A 19,976-nucleotide genomic window follows, 5' to 3' on the forward strand; every position below is an offset into this window, starting at 1 on the left:
AATAAAGATGACATTTACTCTCGCCATCGTGGGCCGCCCGAATGTTGGCAAGTCCACGCTGTTCAACCGCCTTGTCGGCAAACGCCTTGCTCTGGTCGATGACCAGCCCGGCGTGACGCGTGATCTGCGTGAAGGCGCCGCGCGGTTGGGCGATTTGCGCTTTACCGTGATCGACACAGCCGGCCTTGAAGATGCGACCGACGAATCCCTGCAGGGCCGGATGCGCAAGCTGACCGAGCGAGCGGTGGACATGGCCGATATCTGTCTGTTCCTGATTGATGCGCGCGCCGGGGTTACCCCACTGGATGAGGCACTTGCCGAAATCCTGCGCAAACGCTCGGCGCATGTGATCCTTGCCGCCAACAAGGCCGAGGGCGCCGCCGCCGATGCGGGTGTGAATGAGGCCTACGCCCTTGGTCTGGGCGAGCCGATCCGCCTCTCGGCCGAGCATGGCGAGGGGCTCAACGATCTTTATGCGCAACTCATGCCGCTTTCGGATGCCTTTGAAGAGCGCGCCAAATCCGAAGCGCCCGAAACCGATGTCGCCCTTGATGAGAACGACGAGGACGAAGAAGACACCTATCGCAGGCCCACCAAGGCGCGCCCGTTGCAGGTGGCGGTTGTGGGCCGCCCGAATGCAGGTAAATCGACGCTGATCAACAAGATCCTCGGCGAAGACCGCCTTTTGACCGGCCCCGAGCCGGGCATCACCCGCGATGCGATTTCGCTGGCGCTCGACTGGGACGGGCTTCCGGTGCGGATTTTTGACACGGCGGGCATGCGCAAGAAGGCCCGCGTTCAGGAAAAGCTTGAAAAGCTCTCGGTCTCTGACGGGCTTCGCGCGGTGAAATTCGCCGAGGTGGTGATTGTGCTGCTGGATGCGGAAATCCCCTTCGAGCAACAGGATCTGCGGATCGCCGATCTTGCCGAGCGCGAGGGCCGGGCAGTGATCGTGGCGGTCAACAAATGGGATGTCGAGCCCGAGAAACAGGAAAAGCTGCGCCATCTGCGCGAATCCTTCGAGCGGCTTTTGCCGCAGCTTCGCGGCGCGCCGCTTGTGACCGTCTCGGCCAAGACCGGCAAGGGGCTGGACCGGCTGCGCGCGGCGGTGGAAAAGGCCTATGAGGTCTGGAACCGCCGGGTCACCACCGCACAGCTGAACCGCTGGCTGACCGGCATGCTGGAACAGCACCCGCCCCCCGCACCGGGCGGCAAGCGCATCAAGATGCGCTATATGACCCAGGCCAAGACCCGCCCGCCGGGGTTCGTTGTGATGTGCTCGCATCCCGATAAATTGCCTGACAGCTATTCGCGCTATCTTGTCAACGGCTTGCGGACAGATTTCGACATGCCGGGCACGCCGATCCGTCTTTACATGCGAAGCCAGTCGGACAAGAACCCCTATAAGGCCAAGAAAAAGGCGGGCCCCTCAAGCCTGCGCAAGCATTTGGGCAAGCCGCCGAAACCCTAGGGGTTCCCCTCCGGACGAGTGTGTCAGGCGCGCGACAGGGCGCGCCAGCCGCGCCATGTGACAATCGTGATGGCCGCAATTCCGGCGGCACAGAGCGCAATCACCGGCGTGTTGCCAGCCTCAAGATTGCGCATGATCACCCCAATCAGCGCCCAGCCGACGCCAAACGCATAGCTAAGCGTGCCGGGCCGGACCACCAGAACCGCAAGGGTGATCGCGAGGGCCAGCGTGATCATCGCGATGGCCGCGCCCTGCGCGCCAAGGATGCCATAGCCCGCAAGCACCAGCCCAAAGGCGACGCTACTTGCCGCCGTCAGCCAGCCGGCATAAAGCCCGATCGGCCCCTCAAGCCAGAGCCGATCGCGGTAATGCGCCCCGAGCAGCGCCCATAGCGCCCCCGCCAGCATGATCCAGATCATCACCGTCGCCCAGAGCACATTCACCTGCGCCACCGGAATCCAGAAAATGCCAACCCCGAGGCTTGCCATCAGCGGCAGGCGCACGCGCTGCCAGTCGGTGGCGGTGACACGCAGGATCACGCCAAACCCGGCGCCGAGGATCAGCCAGAGATAGATCAGCCCCCAAAGCGCAAAGGCATAGCCCGCCGGTTGCACCGGTGCGTTTGTCTGCGCCACTGGGAACTGATCCGGGCGAAACCCCGCAAATCCGCCGGTGGCAAAGGGCGACAGGGCAAATCCCACCGCCAGCACAAAGACAAGGAGTGCGGCGGCGCGATCAGGCAAGCGTGCCATCCGCCTGAAGCAGGCTCTTGCCGCCGAGATAGGGGTGCAACACATCCGGAAGGCGCACCGAACCATCGCCGTTCTGGCCATTTTCAAGCACCGCGATCAAACAGCGCCCGACCGCAAGGCCAGAGCCGTTGAGCGTGTGCAGAAACTCGGGCTTGCCACCACCCGCCGGTTTGAACCGCGCGTTCATCCGGCGCGCCTGAAAGGCCCCACAGACCGAAACCGAGGAAATCTCGCGATAGGTATCCTGACCGGGCAACCAGACCTCGATGTCATGGGTGCGCTGCGCACCAAACCCCATGTCGCCGGTGCACAGCACAACCGTGCGATAGGCAAGGCCAAGCTTTTCCAAAATGCCCTCGGCGCAAGCGGTCATGCGGTCAAGCTCGGCGCGGCTCTGATCGGGGTGGGTCAGGCTGACCATTTCGACCTTTTCAAACTGATGCTGGCGCAGCATGCCGGCGGTGTCACGCCCGGCACTTCCCGCCTCGGAGCGGAAACATTGGGTATGCGCCACCATCCGGCGCGGCAGGTCGGCCTCGTCAAGCGTTTCGCCATTGGCGGTGTTGGTCAGGGTCACCTCGGCGGTCGGCACAAGCCACCAGCCATTGGTGGTCTCATAGCTGTCCTCGCCGAATTTCGGCAACTGCCCGGTGCCAAGCATCATCTCGGGGCGCACCAGAACCGGGGTCCAGGTCTCATTAAGCCCGTTTTCATCCACATGCGTATCAAGCATGAACTGCGCCAAGGCGCGATGAATGCGCGCCACGGCGCCCTTGAGCACGACAAAGCGGCTGCCTGAGAGTTTCGCGGCCAGCTCGAAATCCATGCCGGGCACAACGCCGGCCAGCTGGTAATGCTCTTTCGGGGTGAAATCGAACACCTTTGGCGTGCCCCAGCGGTGCATCTCGACATTATCGGCCTCATCGGCGCCATCGGGCGTATCGGGATGGGGCAGGTTGGGCAGACCCATCAGCAGATCGTTAAGCTCTGCGTCAAGCGCCTTGGCCTCGGCCTGCATCGCCGCCACTTCGGCCTTTTTGTCGGCCACAAGCGCGCGCAGACGCTCGAATTCGGCATTGTCGCCCTTGGCCTTGGCGGCACCCACCTCTTTGGAGGCGCGGTTCTGCTCGGCCTGCGCGGTCTCAGACGCATGGATACGGGCGCGCCGGGCCTCGTCAAGCGCAAGGATCTCACCCGAGATCGGCGCCACCCCGCGCCGCGCAAGGGCGGCATCAAAGGCATCGGGGGTATCGCGGATGGCGCGGATATCATGCATCGGTCTGATCCTTGGCGTGGTTGAGTCGTCAGCGCCTTATGCACCAGATTTTTGTGGCTGTGTAGGGTGGGTGAAACCCACGCTTTGAGACGTCAAAGCGAATCCCGCCCTCCCGGGCCTGACCCGGGACCTCATTCACCCCTGCGCGTCCTCTTCTGGCGGCTCCGGCGGCACATACCCCTCCGGGTCCGCCAGCCACTTTTTCCATTCTTTGTCGAACTGCTTGTAACCCAACTCAAACTTTGGCCAATGCTTGGGCCAGCTTTCATGCTTCGGCCCATGCCCGCCGGGCAGGATGACCGTGCCATCGCCAAACATCCCCTCCAAATGCGGCTCAATTTTTGCTATTTCTGTAAAATCCACAAACCTGACAGCCGCACCTCGAAGAGTAGCGGCTGTCAGGTTTGTGTCACCATCAAACGTCGCGAACCCGAGGTCCGCCCCCTGTAATTCCGCGCCCCCGAGGGTCGCCCCCTGCAACGTCGCGGCCCTGAGGACCGCCCCCTGCAACTGCGCGTCCCAGAGGTCCGCCCCCTGTAATTCCGCGCCCCCGAGGGTCGCCCCCTGCAACTGCGCGTCCCAGAGGTCTGCCCCCTGCAACTGCGCGCCCCAGAGGTCCGCCCCCTGCAACGTCGCGGCCCTGAGGTCCGCCCCCTGCAACTGCGCATCGCGCAGGTCGGCCCCGGTCAGGTCGCGCCCGGTCAGAATGATCTTGCGCAGCGGGGCGCGCTCAAACCCCAGACGATAACCTTTGTCTGTCTCATGTTGTTTGCGGGTCTCATCGCGCCGCTCGATTACCTTGAGCGCCACATCGACATCCAGCCGGGGATGCTCACGGCCCCTTATGGCCCATGCGCGCCACTTCTCGGGCGTCGCCTTGTCCTTGGGCAGGGCAACATCCTGAGCCTGCGCATTCTGGCGGATGTAGGCACAGAGGATTTCCATGATCTGGATATGATCGCGTTCGCTATCCTGACTGAGTCGCTCCAACGCATAAATCGCCCCGATCCGCACTTCGAGGTTGGGTTCGGTTCTTTCATCGCCATCGCGCTTGACGGTCTTTTCAGCCCCCAACCCCTCAACCGCCTTGTTGATCCGGTCGGTGATGTGGCCCTGTTCGGTGACGTTCAGGGTCTTTTGCGCCACGATGGACCGCCAAACCACAAAGGGCGCGCCGATAAGCGCGACGGTGACCCCGCCAATGCTAAGGCTGCGGCCTGTGCTTAGGATCGGGGCGCCAAAGACGGCGAGGACAAGCATCTTGGCCGCGCTTGCGATGGCGAGCAGGAATAGCCCACCGACAACGGTCACCATAACGCCCGAAACAATAGGCCCAAGCCACGGCGCGGCGGCGTAGTTGAAGGGTTTCGCGAAACCCAGCCATGCGCGCAGGTCCGGCTTGTTGTTCTTACTCATTCACCCAACCCGCCTTACTCCATGCTTTCCTCACCCTATCCGTGCAAATGCCCGGCGGTAAAGTCTTGCAACCCGGCCATGCCAATCATAGGTGGCACTTACTCTGTTTTCGCGCCTTGCAAAACCCAACCGCCCCGCCTAGTTTCCGCAACAATTCGCGGGGGCACCCCGCCGTAACCTATGAAGGACACGACCCTATGGAAGCCTTTGGCCAGTTTATCCCGCTTATCCTGATTTTCGCGATCATGTATTTCCTGCTGATCCGTCCGCAGCAAAAAAAGCTCAAGCAACATAAAGCGATGGTCGATGCGCTGCGCCGGGGCGATCAGGTGGTCACCCAGGGCGGGCTTATCGGCAAGGTGCATAAGGTCAAGGATGACAATGAGGTCGAGGTCGAGCTTTCCGAAGGTGTCAAGGTGCGGGTTGTGCGCTCGACCATCGCGCAGGTTCTCTCCAAGACCGAGCCCGCCGAAGGCTAAGCCCGACCGTTTGTTATAACTCTCTGAAAAGGCAGAATTATGCTGCAAATTGACCTGTGGAAACGCCTGTGTATCTGGGGGGTTGTTGCCCTTGGTCTTTTGCTGGCTCTGCCGAATGCCTTTTACCCTCGGGTCGAACGCTACAACGATGCCGTCGCTTCGATCGAGGCGGGCAATGCCGAGACGCCCGAGATCGCGCAGGGGCTTGCGCAATGGCCCGACTGGATGCCCTCGGCGCTGGTCAATCTTGGGCTTGATCTGCGCGGCGGTGCGCATCTTCTGGCCGAGGTCAAGGTCGCGGATGTCTATCAGGCGCGGGTTGAGGGCATGTGGCCCGAGGTGCGCGACCTGTTGCGCGAAGAGCGCGACCGCATCGGCCCGATCCGTCTGCAATCGACCGAGAATGCCGAGCTGCGCGTGCGGCTTGTGGATCGCCCCGAAATGGCGAGCGAGGCGGCCAGCCTTGTGCGCGGTCTGGCGCGCCCGGTCACAAGTCTGACCGGGGCCGGGGCAAGCGACATTGACGTCAGCGCCGAGGCGGGTGAGATCGTCCTGCGCCTGAGCGAGGCCGAACAGCTTGCCACCGATGACCGCACCGTGCGTCAGGCGCTTGAAATCATCCGCCGCCGGATCGACGAGGTCGGCACCCGCGAACCCACGATCCAGCGCCAGGGCGCCGATCGCATCCTGATCCAGGTGCCCGGCGTCGGCAGTGCGGCCGAACTCAAACAGATCATCGGCACCACCGCGCAGCTGACCTTTCAACCGGTGGTCAGCCGCACCTCGAACGCCGACGAACGCGCAGGGGCCGGCAACGAAGTGCTGCCCTCGCTCGATGAGGAGGGCGTCTATTACATCCTTGAGCGCGCCCCGGTGGTCACCGGCGAGGAGCTCGTCGATGCGCAGCCCGATTTTGACCAGAACGGCCGCCCTGCGGTGTCGTTCCGGTTCAACCCGACCGGCGCGCGCAAATTTGGCGACTATACCGCCGAAAACATCGGCAATCCCTTTGCCATCGTGCTTGACAGCGAAGTGATCAGCGCCCCGGTCATCCAGAGCCATATTCCCGGCGGATCGGGCATCATCACCGGCAATTTCAACGTCGAGGAAAGCACCAATCTGGCGGTTCTGCTGCGCGCCGGGGCCTTGCCTGCGGGGCTTGAGTTTCTTGAGGAACGCACGGTCGGCCCGGAACTGGGCGCCGACAGCATCGAGGCGGGCAAGATCGCCTGTATCGTGGCCTTCGCGCTTGTGCTGGTGTTCATGTTCGCGAGCTATGGCATCTTCGGGGTGTTCGCCAATATTGCCCTGATCATCAACGTCGGTCTGATCTTTGGCCTGCTGAGCATGATCGGCGCCACGCTGACCCTGCCGGGGATTGCGGGCATCGTGTTGACCATCGGGATGGCGGTGGATGCCAATGTGCTTGTCTTCGAGCGAATCCGCGAAGAGATGACATCGGCCAAGGGCCCGGCGCGCGCGATCGAGCTTGGCTATGAAAAGGCGATGAGCGCGATCGTGGATGCCAATATCACCACCTTCCTGACGGCGGTCATTCTCTATGCCATTGGTTCTGGCCCGGTGCGCGGCTTTGCGATCACGCTTGGGCTTGGCATTATCACCTCGGTCTTTACCGCGCTGTTCGTGACCCGGCTGATCGCGGTGATCTGGTTTGAACGCCGCCGTCCGAAAACCGTTCTATCGGGGCGCAGTTTGCGCCTTGTGCCGAAGGACACAAGCTGGGACTTTTTCAAGCGCTGGAAAATGTCGCTTGGTGTTTCGGCGGTTCTGATTGTAGTGGCGCTTGGGTCTTTCGGGCTTCAGGGGCTGAATTTCGGGATTGATTTCAAGGGCGGCACGACGATCCGCACCCAAAGCGCAGAGCCGGTGGATATCGGCATCTATCGTGGCGCGATGGATGGGCTTGAGCTTGGCGACATCAGCATCACCGAGGTGTTCGACCCGACCTTTGGCCCGGATCAGAACGTCGCGATGGTCCGCATTCAGGCGCAGGACGATCAGGAAAGCGTCTCGGCAGAGATGGTGCAGACCGTCGAGGATGCGCTTCAGGTGGCGGTGCCGGATGTCAAATTCACCTCGGTGGAAAGCGTCGGGCCGAAAGTCTCGGGCGAGCTGATCCAGACCGCAGTGATCGCGGTCATTCTGGCGATTGGCGCGGTGCTTATCTATATCTGGATGCGCTTTGAGTGGCAGTTTGCGGTCGGCGCGGTGGTGGCGCTTGTCCATGATGTGGTGCTGACGATCGGGGTCTTTTCCGAGATGCAGATCCAGTTTGACCTTGCGATCATCGCGGCGCTTTTGACCATCGTCGGCTATTCGCTCAACGATACGGTGGTGGTGTTTGACCGGGTGCGCGAGAACCTGCGCAAATACAAGCAAAAGCCGATGAACGAGGTGTTGAACCTGTCGATCAACGAAACCCTGTCGCGCACGGTGATGACCTCTGTGACCACGCTTCTGGCGCTTCTGGCGCTCTATTTCCTTGGTGGCGATGTGATCCGCGGCTTTGTCTTCGCGATGATCTGGGGCGTGATTGTCGGCACTTATTCGTCGATCTTCGTGGCAAGCTCGGTTTTGCGCTGGCTTGGCGTCAAGCGGGATTGGTCCAAGCCGGACGCCAATGCCGGGAACCAGTTCGCCAATATAGATGCCTGATCCGATCCTGGCGGTCTGGGCCACGCCCGGGCTTATCTGGTTGTTGCTGGCGATTGGTGTCGCGGGGATTGTGCGCGGCTTTACCGGCTTTGGCACGGCGCTTGTCTTTGTGCCCGTGGCCGGGATTTTCCTTGCGCCGCAGACCGTGGTCGGGGTGATGACCCTGACCGGCATTGTCAGCACCTTCGTCCTTTTGCCGCGCGCCTGGCGACAGGCGGACCGGCGCGAGGTCGGGCTGCTGGCGCTGGCCGCGCTTTTGACGGTGCCGTTCGGTCTCTGGCTCATGCAGGCGCTTGAGCCGGTCACGATCCGCTGGGTCGTCGCGGCCGTGGCGGCCATCACCCTTGGCGCGCTTGTGGCGGGCTGGCGATTTTCCGGTCTGGTCTCGCGGCCGGTGCTTTTGATTATCGGCGCGATGGCCGGGATCCTCGGCGGCCTTACCGGGCTGACCGGGCCGGTGGTGATCCTGTTTTACCTCGCGGGACAATCGGCGGCGCAATCGGTGCGCGCCAATACCATCCTGTTTCTGGCAGTCCTCGATGTGGTGATCGCGGTGAACCTGCTGACGCGCGGCGTGCTTGAAAGTTCGACCGTGATTCTGGCGCTGACGCTGGCGGTGCCTTATTTCATCACTTCGCTGATCGGGCAGGCGCTGTTTGACCCGCGCCACCAGCGGCTTTACCGTTGGGCGGCCTATAGCGTGATCGCCCTGGCCGTGCTAAGCGGCCTGCCACTCTGGACATAAGGGAGCTTACCCATGCGCATGACCGAAATAAGCTTTGACGGCGCAACCCCGATTGACGGCTATGGCCCCGGCTTTTTCCGCGTCGCGGGGCAGGTGATGGAGGGGCCGATCTGCGTCACCGTGACCGGCGCGCGCGGCTGGGGCGGCTATGGCGACAGCGAAAGCCTTTTGGCGCTTGTTGGCGAGATCGACGTTTTGTTCATCGGCACCGGCGCCGAGATGGCCCATATTCCGAGTGCTTTGCGCATCACGCTTGAGGAGGCCGGGCTTGGCGTTGAAATCATGACTTCACCCTCGGCCTGCCGCACCTATAACGTGCTTTTATCCGAAGGGCGACGCGTCGCCGTGGCCCTGTTGCCGGTGTGAGGCAGGCCATCAACGCCCGCCTGCGGAACGCGCTTTTCGCGCCCATGACTTTGGGCTAAGCAGGGCGCATGGGGCTGACTGTTTCTGATCTTACAATTGCGCGCGGCGGCATCAGGGTGCTTGAAGGGCTGTCCTTCGCCCTTGGTGCGGGGCAGGCGCTTGTGCTGCGCGGGCCTAACGGGGTGGGCAAGACCACGCTCTTGCGCACCATTGCCGGGCTGCAACCCCCCGTATCGGGCCGGGTTAAGGTGCCCGCCGATGCCCTTGTCTACGCAGGCCATGCCGATGGCATCAAGGCCACGCTAACGGTGCGCGAGAATCTGGGTTTCTGGGCGCAGGCCTTTGGCAATAGCGACATCACCGGGGCGATGGAGGCGTTTCAGCTTGCCCCGCTTGGCGAGCGGCCCGCCGGCGCGCTTTCGGCCGGGCAAAAGCGGCGGCTTGGCCTGGCGCGCCTGCTGGTGACCGGGCGCAAGATCTGGGTGCTGGACGAGCCGACCGTGTCGCTTGACGTCGAGGCCGTGGCGATGTTCGCCAGTGCCGTGCGCGCGCATCTGGCGGGGGGCGGGCTTGCGGTGATCGCCACGCATATCGACCTTGGCCTGTCCGAGGCGCAAGTGCTGGATGTCGGCCCGTTCAAGGCCAAACCGCTTGAGCATGACGATTTCGACGGGGCCTTTTTATGATCGCGCTTCTGATCCGGGATTTCAGGCTGGCAATGCGCGCGGGCGGCGGCTTTGGCCTTGGGCTGGCGTTTTTCCTGATCGTGGTCACGCTGGTGCCGTTTGGTGTCGGGCCGCAAAGTACGTTGTTGGCCACCATTGCGCCGGGCATCCTGTGGCTTGGCGCGCTGTTGGCCTGTCTGTTGTCGCTCGACCGGATTTTCGCCCTGGATTGGGAGGACGGCAGCCTTGATCTGCTGGCGACCTCGCCCTTGCCGATGGAGGCGCTTGTGACGATTAAGGCCCTGGCGCATTGGCTGACCACGGGCCTTCCTCTGGTGCTGGCGGCGCCGGTGTTCGCGCTGTTGCTGAACATGCCGACCGAGGGCTACAGGCCCTTGATTATATCGCTTTTACTCGGCACCCCGGCGCTTAGCGTGATCGGCACTTTCGGCGCGGCGCTGACGGTCGGGCTCAAGCGCGGCGGGCTGTTGCTGAGCCTGCTTGTGCTGCCGCTTTATGTGCCTACATTGATCTTTGGCGCAGAGATGGCGCGGCGCGGTGCCGAAGGCTTTGACACCACGACGCCGCTGTTGATGCTGGCCGGAATCACCTGCGGCACCATCGCGCTTTTGCCTTTCGCCTCGGCTGCGGTACTAAGGGTCAATCTGCGCTAGACATATGGAATTTTGGATGAACCTGAACGCACTCTGGGAATATGCGAACCCGAAGAAATTTATCCAGACCACCGACCGGGTTTTGCCTTGGGTGGCGGGGTTGGCGGCGTTGTCGCTTGTGTTTGGGCTGATCTGGGGGTTCTTTTTCACGCCTGAGGATTACCGGCAGGGATCGACCGTCAAGATCATCTACCTGCATGTGCCAAGCGCGCTCATGGCGATCAATGCCTGGATGATGATGCTTGTGACCTCGCTGGTTTGGATCGTGCGCCGCCACCATGTAAGTGCCCTTGCGGCTCGCGCGGCGGCGCCGGTGGGCATGGTGATGACGGTGATCGCGCTGATTACCGGCGCAATCTGGGGCCAGCCGATGTGGGGCACATGGTGGGCTTGGGATCCGCGCCTGACCTCGTTCCTGATCCTGTTCCTGTTCTACCTTGGCTATATCGCCCTCTGGGAGGCGATCGAGAACGATGACACCGCCGCCGATCTGACCAGCATCCTCTGTCTTGTCGGCTCGGTCTTTGCGCTGCTCAGCCGCTATGCGGTGAATTTCTGGAATCAGGGCCTGCATCAGGGGGCCTCTCTGAGCCTTGATAAAGAGGAAAACGTCGCCGATGTGTTCTGGTATCCGCTGCTGGTGTGCATCGCGGGGTTTGCGTTGCTGTTCATCGCCCTCGTGTTGCTCCGGACCCGCACGGAAATCCGCGCCCGCCGGATGCGGGTGCTTTTGGCACGTGAAAGAATGGGGGCCTGATGCCGGATCTTGGAAAATACGCCGAGGCGGTTTTATCGTCCTATGCGGTCTCGATTGCCCTGATCGCGGGGTTGATCGTGGTGAGCGTGCTGCGTGCGAATCGTGTCAGCAAACAGTTGCAAGAGATTGAAAACAAGGTGAAATCAAATGGCTAAACTTTCGCCGCTCATGCTGGCGCCGCTGGTGATCTTTGCCGGGTTTGCCGGCTTGGCCTTTGTCGGGCTGCAACGCGACAACCCCAATGAGCTTCCCTCGGCGCTCAAGGGCAAACCCGCACCCGCCGTCGAGGTCACAGCGCTTGGCACAGGCCCGATGTTTGGCGACAGCGATCTGCGCGATGGCGAGGTCAAGCTGGTGAATTACTGGGCAAGCTGGTGCGCGCCCTGCCGGGTCGAGCACCCCAATCTTGAAACCCTTTCAGAGCAGGGCATCACGATTTACGGGGTGAATTACAAGGACAAGCCTGCAAATGCGCTCGGCTTTCTAGAAGAGTTGGGCAACCCCTATGACGCTATGGGCGCGGATGAAAAGGGGCGCATGGCGCTCAACTGGGGCGTTTACGGCGTGCCCGAAACCTATGTGATTGATGGCGACGGCAATATCGTGCTGCGCTTTGCCGGGCCGATCACCAGCCGGGTGATGCAGAGCACCATCCTGCCCGCGATCGAGAGTGCCCGCTGAGGCGGATCACTCGCTGCAATGCTCGGTGCTGATGGCGGCGGCGGGCAACGGGCAGGCCGGGGTCTTGTTGTCCGCGCCATGGGCGCCGTAGACGGCAAGAAAGCTCAAAAAACCTGCCTGTAGAAGAATGAGAGCGGTACGCATTGGATAGTCCTTTCTATCGGCATGCTTCCAAGGTTGAGCGCATCAGGCACGATTGAAAGGGGGAATGTCCTCACGCTTGCGTCAGGCGCAGAGCAGCGGCGGGTACTGGCGCAAATTCAGACTGGTCGGCGCAATCTTGCGCAGAATGAAAAAGGGCGGCCCGGCAAGGGGCCGCCCTTTGGCGTTCATATCTGTGGCGATCAGGCCGCCGATTTGGCCAGGTTGCGCAGCACGTAATGCAGCACGCCGCCATGTTCGACATATTCCTTCTCGATGGCGGTATCGATCCGGCACTTGATCGTGATCTCTTTGACTGTGCCATCGCCATGGGTGATGGTGCAGGGCACCTCCTGAAGCGGCTTGATGGTATCAAGGCCCGAGATCGAGATGCTTTCGTCACCTTTAAGGCCAAGCGTCTTGCGGCTGTCCCCACCGGTGAATTCGAACGGGATCACGCCCATGCCAACCAGGTTCGAGCGGTGAATACGCTCAAAGCTCTCGGCAATGACCGCCTTGACGCCAAGCAGGGCAGTGCCCTTGGCGGCCCAGTCACGCGACGACCCGGCGCCGTATTGCTCGCCGCCGAAGATCACCAGCGGGGTGCCGTTCGCCTGATAGGCCTCGGCGGCGTCAAAGATCGAGGTCTGTTCGCCATCCGGCCCGAGCGTATAGCCACCTTCAACGCCATCGAGCATTTCGTTCTTGATGCGGATATTGGCGAAGGTGCCGCGCATCATCACCTCGTGGTTGCCACGCCGCGACCCGTAAGAGTTGAATTCGCGCACCGGCACCTGACGCTCGGTCAGGTATTTGCCGGCAGGTGTTGAGTCTTTGAACGACCCGGCAGGCGAGATGTGGTCGGTGGTGACCATATCGCCCAACAATGCCAGAACGCGCGCGCCTTCGATGTTGGAAATGGTGCCGGGGTCTTTCGACATGCCCTTGAAGTAGGGCGGATTCTGCACATAGGTCGATTGTGCAGGCCAATCGTATGTTTCGCCTTCCGAGGTCTCGACCGCCTGCCATTTGTCGTCGCCCTTGAAGACATCGGCATATTTCGACTGGAACGCCTCGCGGGTGACGGTCTGCTCAACCAGGTCGGCGATCTCTTTCGTGGTCGGCCAGATATCCTTGAGATAGACATCGCGGCCCTCGGGCGTTTGCGCGATGGGGTCGTTGGCCAGGTCGATATTCATGTCACCGGCCAGGGCATAGGCCACCACGAGCGGCGGCGAGGCCAGATAGTTGGCGCGTACATCGGGCGAAATGCGGCCTTCAAAGTTGCGGTTGCCCGACAGGACCGAAGTGGCTATCAGATCGCCCTCGGAAATCGCGTCCGAGATTTCGGATTGCAGCGGACCAGAGTTGCCGATGCAGGTGGTGCAGCCATAGCCGACAAGGTTAAAGCCGATCTTGTCGAGGTCTTCCTGAAGGCCGGCGGCCTCAAGATAGGCGCTGACGACCTGGCTACCAGGGGCCAGCGAGGTTTTCACCCAGGGCTTGCGGTTAAGACCCAGGGCCGCGGCCTTGCGCGCCACAAGACCGGCGCCGATCATCACATAGGGGTTCGAGGTGTTGGTGCACGACGTGATCGAGGCAATCACCACCGAGCCGTCGCGAAGCTCATAGTCCTCGCCTTTGACCTTTTGCGACTTGCGCGGGTCAATCAGGGTGTCGGGCGCAGGCCCCTCAGAGGCCATGTCCTCGGCGGACTGACCCTGATCTTCGCCGCGATATTCCGACACCACGTTAAAGAACGCATCCGATGCCTTATCAAGCGCCACGTAATCCTGCGGGCGTTTGGGGCCGGAAATCGCCGGTACGATGGTGCCCATGTCAAGGCTGAGGGTGTCGGTATAGATCGGTGCGTAATCCGCGCCGCGCCAGAAGCCGTTTTCCTTGGCATAGGCCTCGACAAGCTGCACGCGGGCCTCTTCGCGGCCGGTGTTGCGCAGATAGCGCAGGGTCTCATCGTCGATCGGGAAAAAGCCGCAGGTGGCGCCATATTCCGGCGCCATATTGGCGATTGTCGCGCGATCGGCCAGCGGCAGGTGGTCAAGACCCGCGCCATAGAATTCAACGAACTTGCCGACAACGCCCTGTGCGCGCAGCATTTCCACGACTTTCAGAACCAGATCGGTGCCGGTGGTGCCCTCGATCATGCGGCCGGTCAGTTCGAATCCGACAACCTCGGGGATCAGCATGGAAATCGGCTGACCAAGCATTGCGGCCTCGGCCTCGATCCCGCCAACGCCCCAGCCAAGCACCGCCGCGCCATTCACCATGGTGGTGTGGCTGTCGGTGCCGACAAGCGTGTCGGGATAGGCAACGGTATCGCCGTTCTGGTCGGTATCGGTCCAGACGGTCTGGGCCAGATACTCAAGGTTCACCTGGTGACAGATGCCGGTGCCGGGGGGCACAACGCGAAAGTTGTTGAACGCGCCCTGACCCCATTTGAGGAACTGGTAACGCTCCATGTTACGCTCATATTCGCGGTCGACGTTCATCTGGAAGGCGCGCGGATTGCCAAACTCGTCGATCATCACCGAGTGGTCGATCACAAGATCGACAGGGTTGAGCGGGTTGATCTGTTCGGCCTTGCCGCCAAGGGCGACGATCCCGTCGCGCATCGCCGCAAGGTCGACAACCGCCGGAACGCCGGTGAAATCCTGCATCAACACCCGCGCCGGGCGATAGGCCAGCTCGCGGTTGGCGCGGCCGCCATTGTCGGCCCATTCGGAAAACGCCTTGATGTCATCGGTGGTGACAGTCTTGCCATCTTCAAATCGCAGCATGTTTTCAAGCACCACCTTGAGCGCGGCAGGCAGGCGGGAGAAATCACCCAGACCGGCGGCCTCGGCGGCCTTGATCGAATAATAGGCGACAGATTGGTCGCCAACTTTCAGGGTTTTACGGGTATTCGAGCTGTCTTGTCCGACGCTAATGGGCATTTGAGCCGTCCTTTCACGAGTGATGAGGAAGTATTTGCCCTGCTTCTGACCGATTTGCGGAGTTCGATCAAGAGGGGCGCGCATTCTTTTGTATACTATTGCACACAATTCTACGGTATTTCAATATTTCATATTGGTCTCTCGAAACCTTGATTGGTTATTCTCGGCTTGCGGGCCTAGGTATGATAGCATGAAATCCAACAGACTTAAGCTCGGGCAGAGACTATGAGACAAATCATCGCCATCCTTTCCGCCGTCCTGATGTTTTGCCTGCCGGTCTCGTTGCAAGCCCAGGACCGCCCCGTGGTGATCGAGTTGTTCACCTCGCAGGGGTGTTCGTCCTGCCCGCCGGCCGATGAGTTCATGCAGCAACTGGCCGCGCGCCATGATGTGATCGCGCTTTCATTGCATGTGGATTACTGGGATTACATCGGCTGGGCCGACATCTTTGCCAAGCCCGAATATACCGCCCGTCAACGCGGCTATGCCAAATCCGGCGGGCGCCGCATGATCTATACACCGCAAATGATCATCAACGGCACCGATCACGTGGTCGGCAACCGACCGCGCGATGTAACCGAGCTTATCGAGAAACACCGCTCTGACGCCGATGATATCGTTTTGAAGGCCACCCGCGATGGCAGTGTCCTGCGTATCACCGCCAGGACCGATGTGGCGCACGACATGCCGATGCTGGTGCAACTGCTGCGCTATCGGCCCGAGGCGACCGTCGCGATTGAGCGTGGCGAGAACGCCGGAAAGCTTTTGGAATATTCAAATATCGTCACCGAGATGACCCAACTGACGGTTTGGGACAGCAGCGAGCCGCTGGCGATTGACACCCAGGTCAGCGGCGATGAGCCGCTGGTGGTGCTGTTGCAATACCCCGATTTCGGCACCATCGAGGCGGCGGTCGAACTGCCTTAGGGCGCCTTGAACGCGCTCTAGCTGTCTGACCACAGGGCATCATAGACCGCACCGATGCCGTCGGCCTCGGCTGCGATACTGAACCGGGTTTCGGCCCACGAGCGCGCGGCGCGGGCCATGGCGCCATGGGCCTGGGTGTCGCTCAGGATGCGGTCGATGGCGGCGGCGGTCTCGGCCGGGGCATCCTCTGGCACGATCACACCGCAGGCACCATCACAGGACAAGCTGCGGTAAGACCCGGCATCTGTGGCGACGAAAGGCACACCGCTTGCCATGCCTTCCAGTGGGACCATGCCATAGCCCTCATAGCGCGGCAGTTGCACGATCATGCTCAGCGCGCGCATCAGGGCGGGCAGGGCCTCGGACGCCACCTCGCCGGGAAAGAGGATACGATCGCCCAGGCCCGCCGCCGCGATTTTCTGTTTCAACCCCTCAAGAAACCCTCGGTCCGATTTGGCCGCGCGGCCAATCAAAAGCGCGGTGGCGCCGGGGTGGCGGGGCAACAGCCGGATCATCGCCGCGACGAAGCGGTCGCTGCCCTTTTCGGGACGAATGCGGCCAATGGTGGCGATGCCGAAACTGCCGCCATAGCCGGTTTGCGCCCAGGCGGCGGCGCGCTCGGGCGCGGGGGAAAAGCGGGCGCAATCCACGCCATGTGGAACGACCGCGCGCAGATGCGGGACGAAACCGGCGGCGGCCTCACTCGTGGCAATCACCGCATCCATGCGCGCGATAAGCCAGCGGGGAAGGGGCGAATGCCTGCGTTGTGCGGCCGAGGTAAAGACAATCCGGATCGGCAGGCCGAGCACGTCGCGCGCCCAGATCGCCGCGCGCATCTCCGTGTTGCGCCGCACGTGCCAGATCGTGAAGGGGCGGCCCTGTGGCGGGGTGCGCGACAGGGCCCACGCCTTGGCGCGGCTGATCGGGGCCGGGCAACCGGGCAGGGCCACCCCGGCAAGCGCCATGTCATAGCGGCCGGTTTGCGCGCGCACCACAGCCGCCGTCGTGGCCGACACGCCGGTGAAATTGCGGTTGAAATTGGTCACGATCAGATCGGGCATTGGGCGGGACTGTCGGATTTGAGTATTTTTGGAAAGATGAAAGTCAGGGGCATTGCCTGTCCTCAAGGCCAAGGGCGGCGATCAGGTCGCTTGTGATCTGATCTAGGGTATTGTCCTGTGCGAGGGCAAAGGCGCGGGCGCGCTCACGCATGGCGTCAAGCGCCGCGTGATCCGCAAGCAGCGGTATCAGAGTCTCTGCAAGGGCCGTCTCATCCGCGACCTCAAGCGCCGCGCCAGAGGCGTCAAGGGTGGGATAGGTCTCGGCGAAATTTGCGTAAAGCGGGCCGTGCAGGATGGCCGAGCCGGCACAGGCGGGCTCGTAAGGGGTATGACCGCCGACAGGGGTGAAGGTGCCGCAAAGACAGGTCAGCGGGCAGAGCGCGTGCCAAAGCCCGGTCTCGCCCAGAGTGTCGGCAAGGTAAACCTGGGTCTGGCCGGTGATCTGGCCGCCAATGGCGCGGCGCGTGCCGTTAAGGCCAGAGGTGGCAATCAGGGTCTCAAGTCCGGCTCCGCGTTCGGGATGGCGCGGCACCAGGATCAAAAGCGCATCCGGGGTCTGGCGCAGGAGGCGCTTATGCGCGGCAAGCATCACCTCATCCTCGCCTGGGTGGGTCGAGCTTGCAAGCCAGACCGCGCGCCCGGCGATCAGGCGCTGCATGCGGTCTTTCTCGTCCGTCTCAAACGGCAGCGGGCCGGAAAGCGATTTGAGGGTCTGCCCGGTCGCGGCATGGCTGACCCCCAGATCATGCAGATGCGCGGTGGTGCGCGCGTCTTGTGTATGAATCTGGGTGAAGACGCCCAAAAGGTGGCGCGCGGTTTTCGGGGCGCGTTTCCAGTGGCGGGCCGAGCGATCCGACATCCGCGCATTGATCAGCGCCATCGGAATACCGGCGGCCTGGGTGCGCATCAGCATCTGCGGCCAAAGCTCGCTTTCCACGAAGATCGCCGCGCCGGGGCGCCAATGGGCAAGGAAGCGGTCAATCGCGCGACGCGCATCGAGCGGGGCGAATTGATGGATGGTGCGCGCGGGCAGGCGGGTTGCCATCACCTGCGCCGAACTGGCGGTGCCCGAGGAGATCAGAAACGACCAGTCGGGATGTGCCTCGCCCATATGGGTGATCAGTCGCAGTACCGATTGGCTTTCGCCGACAGAGGCGGCGTGAAACCAGATCAGCAGGCCATTGGGGCGTTTGACACTGGCCCGCCCCATCCGTTCAGGCAGGCGTGCGGGATCTGTGCCTTGCGCCGCCAGCTTGTCCTTGACGCGGGCATAGGCCAGTGGCGCGATCAGGTTTGCCGCCGCGCTATAGACCCGAAGAGGCAGGGGCGCAGGGGCGCGGCGCATCAGCCGCCGGTGTGGCTCATGTGGCGCGACACCCGGCCATCGACGCCCTGGCGAGAATAGTCGAAATCATGGCCCTTGGGCTTGAGCGCGATGGCGGCGCGAATGGCGTCTTGCAGCATCGCGTCGCTGCCCGGATTGTTGCGCAGGGGCGCGCGCAGATCGGCCATATCCTCCTGGCCGAGGCACATGTAAAGCTCGCCGGTGCAGGTCAGGCGCACGCGGTTGCAGCTTTCGCAGAAATTATGGGTGAGCGGGGTGATGAAGCCGATTTTCTGGCCGGTTTCCTCGATCCTCACGTAACGCGCCGGGCCGCCCGTGCGCTCGGGCAGGTCGGTCAGCGTATAGGTCTCGCGCAGGGTGGAGCGCAGATCCGACAGCTTCCAGTATTGGTCAAGCCGGTCCTCATTGCCGATATCGCCCATCGGCATCACCTCGATAAAGGTGAGGTCCATATCGCGGCTGGCGCACCAGTCGAGCAAAGTGAACAGCTCGTCCTCGTTAAAGCCCTTGAGGGCAACGGTGTTGATCTTGACCCGAAGTCCCGCCTTTTGCGCCGCATCAATGCCCTTGATCACCTGCGGCAGGCGGCCCCAGCGGGTGATGTCGGCGAATTTCTTATCGTCCAGCGTATCGAGCGAGATATTCACCCGGCGCACGCCCGCCGCATAGAGATCATCGGCAAAGCGTTCCATCTGGCTTCCATTGGTGGTCAGCGTCAGCTCTTTCAGGGCGCCGCTGTCAAGGTGCTGGGTCATCGCGTCAAAAAAGGTCATGATGCCCTTGCGCACCAAAGGCTCGCCGCCGGTAATGCGAAGCTTTTCCACGCCAAGGCCGACAAAGGTCGAGCACATGCGATCAAGTTCTTCCAGCGTGAGCAGCTCTTTCTTGGGCAGAAACGTCATGTTCTCCGACATGCAATAGACGCAGCGAAAATCGCAGCGGTCTGTGACGGAGACGCGCAAATAGTTAATCGCGCGCTGGAAGGGATCAATAAGAGGTGCTGTCATGAGGGGAATCTAGGCGCGCGGGGCCAGAGGGGCAAGGGTCATGTTGTCCGTTGAAGCCCGATTGTCGGGGGGATATGGTGGACATATGAGACATGCCGTTGCGATTATGGGTTTAGCTCTTGCCTTGGGCGGTTGCGCGCAAGTCGAGCGTATAGTGCCGCCATGGGGCAAGGCCCCGCCGCCAGAGGGCGCGGGTGAAGAGGGGGAGATTGCCGCCGAATCGGCGCCGCGCGCGCCGGTAACGGGGCCGCAAACGCCAGCGGCGCTTGATACCACCACCGCCAGCGAACGCGCCGCCGCCGCCGCGCCGAAAACGTCAGGCGCCAAGGATTTGGGTATCACGATTGCCTCGCTCGGGGCACCGTCAGAGCCGGGGTTCTGGCTCAAGACGCCGCTGGTCAAGGCACCGGCCAAGGGGCGGGTGGATTATGGCGCCACCGGCAAATCGGCTGCGGTCGATCTTATCCCGCTTGGCGGTGCCGAAGGCGCGGGCAGCCGGATGTCGCTGGCGGCGTTTCGCCTGTTGGAGGCGCCGCTGACCGGATTGCCGGAGGTACGGGTGTTTCAATTGCCGTAAGGCGCG

Annotated in this window: 19 protein-coding genes and 1 pseudogene; 12 read left to right on the forward strand and 8 right to left on the reverse strand. The window is 62.2% G+C overall.

Annotation, left to right across the window (positions count from 1 at the left end):
* The first annotated feature begins 7 nt into the window (after positions 1 to 7).
* Positions 8 to 1,471, forward strand: coding sequence for a ribosome biogenesis GTPase Der (gene der, locus BMZ91_RS00155; protein WP_092833121.1), 1,464 nt, complete (start codon positions 8 to 10; stop codon positions 1,469 to 1,471).
* A gap of 23 nt (positions 1,472 to 1,494) precedes the next feature.
* On the opposite strand, the gene BMZ91_RS00160 is transcribed toward der, so the two are convergent.
* From BMZ91_RS00160 to BMZ91_RS00170, 3 genes are all read right to left on the reverse strand, one after another.
* Positions 1,495 to 2,223, reverse strand: coding sequence for a hypothetical protein (locus BMZ91_RS00160; protein ID WP_092833122.1), 729 nt, complete (start codon positions 2,221 to 2,223; stop codon positions 1,495 to 1,497).
* Complete coding sequence (gene serS, locus BMZ91_RS00165; RefSeq protein ID WP_092833123.1) at positions 2,207 to 3,499, reverse strand: serine--tRNA ligase; 1,293 nt, start codon at positions 3,497 to 3,499, stop codon at positions 2,207 to 2,209. The genes BMZ91_RS00160 and serS overlap by 17 nt, the downstream gene beginning before the upstream one ends.
* A 135-nt stretch (positions 3,500 to 3,634) precedes the next feature.
* Positions 3,635 to 4,915 carry a pentapeptide repeat-containing protein gene (locus BMZ91_RS00170; protein ID WP_092833124.1) on the reverse strand — a complete coding sequence of 427 codons (1,281 nt, stop codon included), beginning with the start codon at positions 4,913 to 4,915 and terminating at the stop codon, positions 3,635 to 3,637.
* 197 nt (positions 4,916 to 5,112) lie between these two features.
* Between BMZ91_RS00170 and yajC the strand changes: the two genes are divergently transcribed.
* The 9 genes from yajC to BMZ91_RS00215 all read left to right on the forward strand — a co-directional run bounded on the left by yajC (position 5,113) and on the right by BMZ91_RS00215 (position 11,958).
* Positions 5,113 to 5,394 (forward strand): preprotein translocase subunit YajC, encoded by a 282-nt coding sequence (yajC, locus tag BMZ91_RS00175; RefSeq protein WP_092833125.1) that lies wholly within the window; start codon positions 5,113 to 5,115, stop codon positions 5,392 to 5,394.
* Positions 5,395 to 5,433: 39 nt separating this feature from the next.
* Positions 5,434 to 8,070, forward strand: coding sequence for a protein translocase subunit SecD (secD, locus tag BMZ91_RS00180; RefSeq protein ID WP_092833126.1), 2,637 nt, complete (start codon positions 5,434 to 5,436; stop codon positions 8,068 to 8,070).
* Positions 8,063 to 8,815 (forward strand): sulfite exporter TauE/SafE family protein, encoded by a 753-nt coding sequence (locus tag BMZ91_RS00185; protein ID WP_092833127.1) that lies wholly within the window; start codon positions 8,063 to 8,065, stop codon positions 8,813 to 8,815. The genes secD and BMZ91_RS00185 overlap by 8 nt, the downstream gene beginning before the upstream one ends.
* Before the next feature lie 12 nt (positions 8,816 to 8,827).
* A complete protein-coding gene (locus tag BMZ91_RS00190; protein ID WP_092833128.1) occupies positions 8,828 to 9,181 on the forward strand; it encodes an Mth938-like domain-containing protein in 354 nt (117 codons plus the stop codon).
* A gap of 68 nt (positions 9,182 to 9,249) precedes the next feature.
* On the forward strand, positions 9,250 to 9,867 hold the full coding sequence (ccmA, locus tag BMZ91_RS00195) for a heme ABC exporter ATP-binding protein CcmA (protein ID WP_092833129.1): 618 nt from the start codon (positions 9,250 to 9,252) through the stop codon (positions 9,865 to 9,867).
* A complete protein-coding gene (gene ccmB, locus BMZ91_RS00200; protein ID WP_092833130.1) occupies positions 9,864 to 10,520 on the forward strand; it encodes a heme exporter protein CcmB in 657 nt (218 codons plus the stop codon). The genes ccmA and ccmB overlap by 4 nt, the downstream gene beginning before the upstream one ends.
* Positions 10,521 to 10,536: 16 nt before the next feature.
* The gene (locus tag BMZ91_RS00205; protein WP_092833131.1) at positions 10,537 to 11,277 is read left to right on the forward strand and encodes a heme ABC transporter permease; all 741 of its coding nucleotides are present in this window, start codon (positions 10,537 to 10,539) and stop codon (positions 11,275 to 11,277) included.
* Positions 11,274 to 11,432: a heme exporter protein CcmD gene (gene ccmD, locus BMZ91_RS00210; RefSeq protein WP_092833132.1), complete on the forward strand. Its 159-nt coding sequence runs from the start codon at positions 11,274 to 11,276 to the stop codon at positions 11,430 to 11,432. Before BMZ91_RS00205 ends, ccmD begins: the two co-directional genes overlap by 4 nt.
* On the forward strand, positions 11,425 to 11,958 hold the full coding sequence (locus BMZ91_RS00215) for a DsbE family thiol:disulfide interchange protein (protein ID WP_092833133.1): 534 nt from the start codon (positions 11,425 to 11,427) through the stop codon (positions 11,956 to 11,958). The genes ccmD and BMZ91_RS00215 overlap by 8 nt, the downstream gene beginning before the upstream one ends.
* A 6-nt stretch (positions 11,959 to 11,964) precedes the next feature.
* Here the strand turns inward: BMZ91_RS00215 and BMZ91_RS21320 are convergent, their stop codons facing one another.
* Both BMZ91_RS21320 and acnA read right to left on the reverse strand, forming a co-directional pair.
* Positions 11,965 to 12,102, reverse strand: coding sequence for a hypothetical protein (locus BMZ91_RS21320; protein WP_177193751.1), 138 nt, complete (start codon positions 12,100 to 12,102; stop codon positions 11,965 to 11,967).
* 200 nt (positions 12,103 to 12,302) lie between these two features.
* The gene (acnA, locus tag BMZ91_RS00220; protein ID WP_092833134.1) at positions 12,303 to 15,053 is read right to left on the reverse strand and encodes an aconitate hydratase AcnA; all 2,751 of its coding nucleotides are present in this window, start codon (positions 15,051 to 15,053) and stop codon (positions 12,303 to 12,305) included.
* Positions 15,054 to 15,278: 225 nt separating this feature from the next.
* On the opposite strand from acnA, the gene BMZ91_RS00225 reads away from it, so the two are divergent.
* The gene (locus BMZ91_RS00225) at positions 15,279 to 15,980 is read left to right on the forward strand and encodes a DUF1223 domain-containing protein (RefSeq protein ID WP_092833135.1); all 702 of its coding nucleotides are present in this window, start codon (positions 15,279 to 15,281) and stop codon (positions 15,978 to 15,980) included.
* Positions 15,981 to 15,997: 17 nt separating this feature from the next.
* On the opposite strand, the gene BMZ91_RS00230 is transcribed toward BMZ91_RS00225, so the two are convergent.
* The 3 genes and pseudogenes from BMZ91_RS00230 to moaA all read right to left on the reverse strand — a co-directional run bounded on the left by BMZ91_RS00230 (position 15,998) and on the right by moaA (position 19,393).
* Positions 15,998 to 17,041, reverse strand: a complete 1,044-nt coding sequence (locus tag BMZ91_RS00230; protein WP_092833136.1) for a glycosyltransferase family 4 protein — start codon at positions 17,039 to 17,041, stop codon at positions 15,998 to 16,000.
* Positions 17,042 to 17,777: 736 nt separating this feature from the next.
* Positions 17,778 to 18,386, reverse strand: a pseudogene (locus BMZ91_RS22035) (3-deoxy-D-manno-octulosonic acid transferase); the annotation flags it as partial.
* Complete coding sequence (moaA, locus tag BMZ91_RS00240) at positions 18,386 to 19,393, reverse strand: GTP 3',8-cyclase MoaA (RefSeq protein ID WP_092833138.1); 1,008 nt, start codon at positions 19,391 to 19,393, stop codon at positions 18,386 to 18,388. The gene moaA and the pseudogene BMZ91_RS22035, both read right to left, overlap by 1 nt.
* A gap of 85 nt (positions 19,394 to 19,478) precedes the next feature.
* Between moaA and BMZ91_RS00245 the strand changes: the two genes are divergently transcribed.
* Positions 19,479 to 19,970 (forward strand): hypothetical protein, encoded by a 492-nt coding sequence (locus BMZ91_RS00245; protein ID WP_092833139.1) that lies wholly within the window; start codon positions 19,479 to 19,481, stop codon positions 19,968 to 19,970.
* The last annotated feature ends 6 nt before the right edge of the window (positions 19,971 to 19,976 follow it).

It is taken from the genome of Roseovarius lutimaris (assembly GCF_900115165.1).
Taxonomy (GTDB): domain Bacteria; phylum Pseudomonadota; class Alphaproteobacteria; order Rhodobacterales; family Rhodobacteraceae; genus Roseovarius; species Roseovarius lutimaris.